We start from the raw sequence: 9204 nt of genomic DNA, 5'->3' as shown, positions 1-9204 counted from the left end.
TGTTCTTACTGAGGCTGCGGAAACGCTTCGAGACGACGCGGATCGCAATCGACACAATCGGCGCCAGCACAATCAGGATCAGCGACAGCTGCCAGCTGTACCAGAACATCAGGGCGAACAGACCAATAATCGACGCCCCTTCACGCACAACGGTGATCAGCGCGCTGGAGGAGGAGGAAGCCACCTGCTCGGAGTCGTAAGTAATGCGCGACAGCAGGGTGCCGGTCGACTGCTTGTCAAAAAACGCGACCGGCATGCCCATCATATGGCTGAACAGGCGGCGGCGCATGGTCATCACCACTTTGCCCGAAACCCAGGAGAGGCAGTAGCTGGAGATATAGCTGGTGATGCCGCGTAAAATCATCAGGCCGATAACCACCAGCGGCATCCATAGCAACACTGAGCGATCCGTTTTACCAAAACCGTCGTCCAGTAACGGTTTGAGGAGCGATAACATGAAGGTATCGCTGGCTGCGTTGAGGATTAACGCTACGCCCGCCACGATTAGGCCCGTTCTGAAGGGTGCAATCACCGGCCAGAGTCGGCGGAAGGTCTGCCACGTGGAGAGATCTTTGTCGTTATGCATTCAAAAAACCAGCATTTGTTGAAATAGCCGCATATTCTACCCGTTATCTCCGGGCGCGCCAAACCACTGATGATACCAACGGGGCAAAATTTGATCCCGTAAGCTATGGATTTGCCAGCCATGTTGCGAAAAAGAAACGGTAAGTTGTCCCAGTCGGGGTGTTGTTAGCCAGCGATACCCCTCCTTTTGGTAGCGGCGAGCCACTTTGAACGAAGGCAGTCGCCACGCGTTATAGCGGGAGGCAGACACCAGAGCGATCTGCCCACCCACGCGCTGCACCAGAGGGAGTGACGAGGAGGTATTACTGCCATGGTGCGGCACCTGGATAAGTGTAGACGCAAGATATTGCCAGTGACGACTGAGCATCGCTTTTTCTCCCTTCGCTTCAATATCGCCGGTTAACAACACGCTATGGGTACCGTCCTCAACTTTAACCACGCAGGAACCGTTATTGCCGCGCTGCGGTTTGTTGGTGAGGGGCCAGTGTGCGCTGAAGGTCAGCCCTCGCCACTGCCAGCGCTCTCCGCGCACACATGGGCCATGCCCGGCCCAGCGCAGCGGGCTTCTTATCCACATAGACGGCCACGCCTTACGTAGCGATACCAGCCCGCCGATATGGTCGAGGTGTTCGTGGCTGATAATCACCCCCTCCGGGCGTAAATGGTGCCACCGTAACCAGGGAATGATCAGCTGTTGCGCACTGTCCCCGCCCGGCCAGGCGGGGCCAGTGTCATAAAGGATCGCTCTCCCCTGCCGCTCGATCACCATTGCCAGCCCCTGTCCGACATCCAGCATATGCACCGCCCAGCCCTCGGTTTTATCAGCCCGCCAAAGTGGACTACTTGCCAGCACCAGTGCCGAGACACAGACCACCGGACAGGTACGCGCCCCGCGCAGACGCCAGGCGACAATGGCGGCCCAGGGCAGCAGGGTCAGCCACAGCCAGCGTTTATCGACCGGGATCCAACCGTCAGGGAGTGCGGTTAAAAATCTGAACAGCAGCGACAGTGAGCCATCCGCCAGCGTCCAGACCATATTTTCCGCCGCCGCCCACCTCCAGAGGTGCAGCCCCATCCCCAGTAAGATCAACGGCACCGAAATAAAGGTTACCAGCGGCACCGCCACCAGATTCGCGACCAGTGAAGAGAGGCTGAAACCATGGAAGACGACAATCTGTACCGGCAGCAACAGCAACAGCATGCCAAGCTGCAGGTGCAGCAAGCTAACCACGGCCCTGACGACCCACGGGCCGGAAAAGCGCGGGGCAGGCACCCACTGATACCAGAAAATCAGCACCGCCACGGCAAAAGCGGACAGTAAAAGACTGTGCGACAGCACGGCCAGAGGATCGGCCAGTAAAATGGCAGCAATGCAGACGCGCCATACCTGCCAGGGCGACCAGAGGCGACCGCTCAATTGCAACGCCAGGCAAGCGCCCAGTGAGACGACGGTACGCAACGCAGGAGGCTGCATTCCGGTAAGCCAGGCGTAAAAGGCGGCAAAGCAGAACCCTGCCACCAGCGGGGCTCGCCAGCTTACCCAACGCCCCGGGATGAAAAACTGTATGCCCCGCACCAGCAGCCAGACAACCGACGCCGCCAGGGCTATGTGCAAACCCGAGATCGCCATCAGATGCCCGGTGCCGGTTTCCCGCATCAGATTTTTTATCTCTGGCGTTACCGCCAGCCGCTCCCCCATCCCCAGCCCCAGCAGAACCGGCCCCTGGATATAAGCAGAAAGTGTGGCCATCAGCGAGGTGAGATAGCGGGCGCGTAAACTACAGCGAGCATCTGTTACATCGGCATGGGTAAAACGCCCGGTCAGGGGCTGATGCTGTGCCAGGGCATAGCGCTGGGAATCGAACCCGCCATCGTTGAGTTGCCCATGAACGGCGCGTAACGATAAGGTCATCGACCACCGCTGCCCGGCGCAGCCCGGTTGCGGCAGCGTGTTGCCATACAGCGTGACGCCTACTGCTGGCACCATCGCTTTGCCGTTGAGCTGGGTAATACGGGCCCGATAGGCCGCGTCGTTTTCAACCGCTACGATCTCTATCTCCGCTTTCTGCGGACCCCGGGTCAGATGCTGCATTGGCCAGACCGCACTTTGCGCGGCCAACGCTCCCCAGGCAAAGAAAAGCAGCCAGAAACCACTGTAGCGGGCCACGTTATGACGAATTAAGGCGAGCAGAAATCCGGCAACCGCTATGGCCTGGATAAACGGCAGCGCTGGCAGAGCGGGCAGCCACAGAAGCGGCAGGATAGCCAGGATCAGACATGTCGCTAACGACGTTAAACGCATTTACACCTCCCTGTGTCAGGGCAGTGTGCGTTCAGACGTTACGTCTGTCAGGTGTGAAATCAGGCGCTTGCGACGCCGGCTGGCATAAATAAACGGTGTGCAGCAAAAAGCCGTGCAATTTGCGGCGTGGCTTCCGGATAAAAAGGAGAAAAACAAAAAAAGCACCCGCAGGTGCTTTTCTTGTGGTCACTCAGTTTTGCCCGCAGGCGAAACTCAGTTGCCGTAAATATTGGCGCGATCGCGCAGCTCTTTACCCGGCTTAAAGTGCGGAACGTATTTACCTTCCAGCTCTACTTTGTCACCAGTCTTCGGGTTACGCCCGGTACGTGGAGCACGATAGTGCAGAGAAAAACTACCGAAACCGCGGATTTCAATGCGCTCGCCCTGTGCAAGAGTGGTAGCCATATGCTCCAGCATCTCTTTTACGGCGTCTTCCACTGCTTTCGCAGGTATATGCGATTGCTGGCTGGCAAGTCTTTCAATCAATTCTGACTTGGTCATGATTCCTCCGGTTCCTTCAAACCAATTAGCTAAACAGCTTAAACAAGGGCGGCCGTAGCCGCCCTTTGTTATTGATTACAGGACGAATCCTGCAATCTGTCAAGTCACTCTACGAGTAACTTATTCGCCTTTAGCTGCTTTGAAAGCTTCAGCCATTGCGTTGTTAGAGAAGTTTGCATCTTCCTGTTTGTTAACAGTTGCGATTGCATCTTTCTCATCAGCTTCGTCTTTAGCACGAACAGACAGGCTGATTGCACGGTTCTTACGATCAACGCCGGTGAATTTAGCTTCAACGTCGTCGCCTACGCTCAGAACCAGAGTTGCATCTTCAACGCGGTCACGTGAAGCTTCAGAAGCGCGCAGGTAACCTTCAACGCCGTCAGCCAGTTCTACGGTTGCGCCTTTCGCGTCAACTGCAGTCACTTTACCGTTTACGATTGCGCCTTTCTTGTTCAGTGCAACCCAGTTGTTGAACGGATCTTCTGCGAGCTGTTTAACGCCCAGAGAGATACGCTCACGCTCTGCGTCAACCTGCAGAACAACTGCTGCGATTTCGTCGCCTTTTTTGTATTCACGTACTGCTTCTTCGCCTGCAACGTTCCAGGAGATGTCAGACAGGTGAACCAGGCCGTCGATGCCGCCGTCCAGGCCGATGAAGATACCGAAGTCAGTGATAGACTTGATTTTACCTTCAACACGGTCGCCCTTGTTGTGGGTTTCCGCGAACTGCTGCCATGGGTTGTTTTTGCACTGCTTCAGGCCCAGGGAGATACGACGACGTTCTTCGTCGATATCCAGAACCATAACTTCCACTACATCACCAACGTTAACAACTTTGGATGGGTGGATGTTTTTGTTGGTCCAGTCCATTTCGGAAACGTGAACCAGGCCTTCAACGCCTTCTTCGATTTCAACGAAGCAGCCGTAGTCGGTCAGGTTGGTAACGCGACCAGTCAGTTTAGTACCTTCTGGGTAACGTTTAGCGATAGCTACCCATGGATCTTCGCCCAGCTGTTTCAGGCCGAGGGATACACGAGTACGCTCGCGGTCGAACTTCAGCACTTTAACAGTGATTTCGTCGCCCACGTTCACGATTTCGCTTGGGTGCTTAACGCGTTTCCACGCCATGTCGGTGATGTGCAGCAGGCCATCAACGCCGCCCAGGTCAACGAATGCGCCGTAGTCAGTGAGGTTCTTAACGATACCTTTGACTTCCATGCCTTCCTGCAGGTTTTCCAGCAGCTGATCGCGTTCTGCGCTGTTTTCGGATTCGATAACGGCACGACGGGAAACAACAACGTTGTTACGCTTCTGGTCCAGCTTGATTACTTTGAACTCAAGCTCTTTGCCTTCCAGGTGCAGGGTGTCACGAACTGGACGAACGTCTACCAGTGAACCTGGCAGGAACGCACGAATACCATTCAGCTCAACAGTGAAGCCGCCTTTAACTTTGCCGTTGATAACACCGACCACAGTTTCAGCTTCTTCGTAAGCTTTTTCCAGCGTGATCCAAGCTTCGTGACGTTTAGCTTTCTCACGGGACAGCAGGGTTTCACCGAAGCCGTCTTCTACTGCATCCAGAGCAACGTCAACTTCGTCACCAACCTGGATTTCCAGCTCGCCCTGGGCGTTTTTGAACTGCTCTGCCGGGATGGCAGACTCAGATTTCAGACCGGCGTCAACCAGTACGATATCTTTGTCGATAGCAACAACAACGCCACGAACGATGGAACCCGGACGGGTTTCGATTTCTTTTAAGGATTCTTCAAACAGTTGAGCAAAAGATTCAGTCATGTTTAATCTTCAGGTTAATATTAACGTCCACCTGGCTCCGTGCCGGATGGGGTTGTTTCACATACCCGCCGTCAATCCATTGCAGCGGGGGTACTGCTAAATCGGTCGCGATTACGCGAGAGCCAATTTCTGGCGCGCATATTGTAGCGCTTTTTCAATCACTTGCTCAATAGTTAAACTGGTAGAATCCAGAACTAATGCATCATCTGCGGGAACAAGCGGTGCAACGGCGCGATTACGGTCGCGATCGTCACGCTCTTTTATCTCAGACAAAAGACGTTCAAAGTTAACACTAAAGCCCTTTTCCTGCAACTGCAGCATACGGCGCTGCGCACGCTCCTCCGAGGAAGCGTCAAGGAAAATTTTCACCGGCGCATCAGGGAAAACCACGGTTCCCATATCGCGTCCGTCAGCGATCAGGCCCGGGGCGTCGCGGAACGCGCGCTGGCGACGTAAAAGCGCCTCGCGCACGCGTGGGAAAGCCGCGACCTGAGAGGCAGCGTTCGCCACTTCCTGGGTGCGGATCTCAGCGCTGACATCTTCCCCTTCAAGGATCACTTCCAGGTTGCCGTTGGTGGAGATGAAACGTACATCCAGATGGGCGGCCAGCGGCACCAGCGCCTCTTCAGAGGCGACATCGACATGATGATGCAAGGCAGCCAGCGCCAGCACACGATAGATTGCGCCCGAATCTAAAAGATGCCATTGCAGTGCTTCCGCCATGGCTTTGCATAGCGTGCCTTTACCTGCGCCACTCGGCCCGTCAATGGTGATTACCGGGGCAATTGCCGTCATCTTTTTCTCCTTAATTTAGGCATACCGATGTGTAAACGCCGCGCATTATACGCGTCAACGTGCACAACTGTTACCTTTGCGTGCAAATTACGAAATGTTTGAAGCTGAGTGTAGAAGAAATGGACGATGATGATGTCAGGAAGCGTAAGGAAACGCCGCATCAGGTGATGCGGCGTCGCGATATCATGCAGAAGTGCTAATACGCGCCAGCTGTTCGAAGTAGTCGGGGAACGTTTTCGCGGTACATTTCGGGTCAAGGATGGTGACCGGCGTATCGGAGAGCGCCACCAGCGAGAAGCACATCGCCATACGGTGATCGTTATAGGTGCCAATTTCCGCCGCCTGTAGCCTGGCCGGAGGCGTTACGCGGATATAGTCCTCGCCCTCTTCCACTTCCGCACCCACTTTACGCAGCTCGGTTGCCATGGCAAACAGGCGATCGGTCTCTTTCACACGCCAGTTGTAGATGTTGCGCAGCGTGGTGGTGCCTTTGGCAAACAGCGCCGCTGTGGCAATGGTCATCGCCGCGTCAGGAATGTGGTTCATGTCCATATCAATGGCGTTCAGCTCCCCGCGGGTGCAGGAGATGTAGTCATCGCCCCAGGTCACCACGGCGCCCATCTTCTCCAGCACATCAGCAAAGCGAATGTCGCCCTGCACGCTGTTGCGACCAATACCGGTCACTTTAACGGTACCGCCTTTAATGGCACCCGCCGCCAGGAAGTAAGAGGCCGACGAGGCATCGCCTTCTACCAGGTAATTGCCCGGTGTCTGGTACTGCTGCCCGCCGCGCACCACAAAACGCTGGTAACTGTGGTTTTCCACCTCAACACCAAAGGTCTTCATCAGGTGCAGCGTGATATCGATATAGGGTTTGGAAACCAGCTCGCCTTTAATGGTGATAGTGGTGTTTTGTGGTGCCAGCGGTGCGGTCATCAACAACGCGGTCAGGAACTGGCTGGAAACGCTGCCGTCCACCGCCACTTCACCGCCGGTAAAACCTCCACGCAGACGCAGCGGCGGATAGTTTTCCTGCTCCAGATAGTCAATCTGCGCGCCGCCCTGACGCAGCGCATCAACCAGATGACCAATCGGGCGCTCTTTCATGCGCGGCTCGCCCGTCAGCACGATGTCATTGCTGCCCAGGCACAGGGCTGCCGCCAGCGGGCGCATAGCCGTGCCGGCGTTGCCGAGGAAGAGCTCCAGCGCGTCGGCGGAGTGCAGCGCACCGGCATTGCCCGTCACTTCACAACGGGTACGATCCGCAGACAGGGTATAGTGGACTCCCAACGCTTTCAGCGCATTAAGCATATGGCGAACGTCATCGCTGTCCAGCAGGTTAGTGAGAACAGTGGTGCCGTTTGCCAGCGCAGCCAGCAGCAAGGCGCGGTTCGAGACACTTTTTGAACCAGGCAGATTAATGGTGCCATCTACCCGCGCGATAGGGTGTAACGTCAGGGATTCCATGAAATTTAAGTCTCAATTCAACATAATAAAAACCCCGCAGCGAGGCTACGGGGGTGAACAGGGGCGTGATTAACCGTGGCGACGTTCGAAGTCAGTCATGAAGTCGGTCAACGCCTTAACGCCTTCGAGCGGCATGGCGTTATAGATGGAGGCGCGCATGCCGCCAACCACGCGGTGACCTTTCAGCGCATGCAGACCAGCAGCGAAGGACTCTTCGAGGAACAGCTTATCGAGATTGCTGTCGGCCAGCTGGAACGGCACGTTCATGCGGGAACGGTTCGCTTTGGCGACGTCGTTGCGATAGAAGTCGCTGCCGTCGATGACGCTGTAGAGCAGCTCAGATTTCTGCTGATTGATCTTATCCATCTGCGCCACGCCGCCGTTGTTTCTCAGCCATTTAAAGACCAGGCCAGAGAGATACCAGGCAAAGGTCGGCGGGGTGTTGAACATGGAGTCGTTATCGTTCAGCACGCTGTAGTCCAGAATCGACGGGCAGGATTTGTGCGCTTTACCCAGCAGATCTTCGCGCACGATCACCAGGGTCAGGCCGGCCGGGCCGATGTTTTTCTGCGCGCCAGCGTAGATCACGCCGTAGCGGCTGACATCCAGCGGCGAAGAGAGAATGGTGGAGGAGAAGTCCGCCGTGACGACCACATCCTCGCCAAAGTTTGGCTCTTCGTGGATGGCGATGCCGTCGATGGTTTCATTTGGGCAGTAGTGCAGATAGGCCGCATCGCGGGAGAGCTGCCATTCGCTCATCGGTTTTACCGCGCGTAAGCCGTCAACGGTGACTTTGGCATCAATCACGTTCGGAGAGCAGTATTTGTGCGCTTCTTTTACCGCGCTGGCAGCCCAGTAACCGGCATCAACATAGTCGGCGGTGGTTTTGTCGCCCAGCAGGTTCAGCGGAATACCGGCAAACTGACCGCGACCGCCGCCGTGACAGAATAATACTTTGTAATTTGAGGGGATATTCAGCAGGAAACGAAAATCTGCTTCTGCCTCTTCCGCCACCTGAATAAACTCTTTACCACGGTGACTGACTTCCATTACCGACGTGCCAAGACCGTTCCAGTCGCACAGCTCCTGTTGAGCCTGTTTGAGCACATCCGCCGGTAACATTGCCGGACCTGAACTAAAATTAAAGACCTGAGCCATTTCCCCTCACCACGCTATAAAGCCATAAGTAATAACTGTGGATATCGGTTTTATCATTCAGTGACACGCGCCGCAATGTCTAAAACTCATGCCCCGGAAAATGTGCCCGCCATCACACAATACATTCTGCCAGCGGGCTGTCACAAAACCGACAAAATTGCTGTCAGGTGATGCGTTTGGCCCAGCTAACCTTCGTCCATTCCGGATTCGTACAACGTGGACATAATTGATGCGCCCCGGCCTGTAGAGTCTGAACATGACCGCAACGCCGACAGGCATATTCGCCGACTTCCGGTATCGTCATAAAACGTTCCACAAATTCATCCGGCAATATGCACAGCCCGGGCTTGACCTGCTCATCGTCATAAAAGTAAACGCTTATCTGCCCGTTGGTCTCCATAATGGCAAGCTTAACCTGCCCAAGCTGTTCGACGCCGCTCACCCGCAGTTCCATAAAGAACTCAAACTCGGTCATGTTGGCGCGCTTTACTTTTTCCCAGGCCAGCTTGCCCTCTTCGACAATGGCGACCGGTTTGCCCTCAAGCAGGTCTTCCAGCTTTTCACTTTTCGACATCAGCCACATCACCAGCCGGTAGAGCAAC

At 55.4% G+C, this 9204-nt stretch carries 8 protein-coding genes; all 8 read right to left on the bottom strand.

The features are described from left to right. Nucleotides 1–586: ABC transporter transmembrane domain-containing protein (locus WFM46_RS21100; protein WP_336998448.1), on the bottom strand; the 586-nt coding region annotated here is incomplete at its 3' end. Nucleotides 587–622: 36 nt separating this feature from the next. After that, nucleotides 623–2887: a ComEC family protein gene (locus tag WFM46_RS21095; protein ID WP_336998447.1), complete on the bottom strand. Its 2265-nt coding sequence runs from the start codon at nt 2885–2887 to the stop codon at nt 623–625. A gap of 213 nt (nt 2888–3100) precedes the next feature. After that, complete coding sequence (ihfB, locus tag WFM46_RS21090; protein WP_039029484.1) at nt 3101–3388, bottom strand: integration host factor subunit beta; 288 nt, start codon at nt 3386–3388, stop codon at nt 3101–3103. A gap of 120 nt (nt 3389–3508) precedes the next feature. Then, the gene (gene rpsA / locus WFM46_RS21085; protein ID WP_032617357.1) at nt 3509–5182 is read right to left on the bottom strand and encodes a 30S ribosomal protein S1; all 1674 of its coding nucleotides are present in this window, start codon (nt 5180–5182) and stop codon (nt 3509–3511) included. A 111-nt stretch (nt 5183–5293) separates the two neighbouring features. After that, complete coding sequence (cmk, locus tag WFM46_RS21080) at nt 5294–5977, bottom strand: (d)CMP kinase (RefSeq protein ID WP_103178921.1); 684 nt, start codon at nt 5975–5977, stop codon at nt 5294–5296. Between the two features lie 183 nt (nt 5978–6160). Next, nucleotides 6161–7444, bottom strand: coding sequence for a 3-phosphoshikimate 1-carboxyvinyltransferase (gene aroA / locus WFM46_RS21075; RefSeq protein ID WP_103178920.1), 1284 nt, complete (start codon nt 7442–7444; stop codon nt 6161–6163). A gap of 69 nt (nt 7445–7513) precedes the next feature. Next, on the bottom strand, nt 7514–8602 hold the full coding sequence (gene serC, locus WFM46_RS21070; protein WP_159339204.1) for a 3-phosphoserine/phosphohydroxythreonine transaminase: 1089 nt from the start codon (nt 8600–8602) through the stop codon (nt 7514–7516). 163 nt (nt 8603–8765) lie between these two features. Beyond that, nucleotides 8766–9204: DUF421 domain-containing protein (locus tag WFM46_RS21065; protein WP_336998446.1), on the bottom strand; the 439-nt coding region annotated here is incomplete at its 5' end.

The organism is Leclercia sp. M50 (assembly GCF_037150775.1).
Taxonomy (GTDB): domain Bacteria; phylum Pseudomonadota; class Gammaproteobacteria; order Enterobacterales; family Enterobacteriaceae; genus Enterobacter.
The sequence above is the reverse complement of the archived record's forward strand: the minus strand, read 5'-3'. Positions and strand labels throughout refer to the sequence as shown.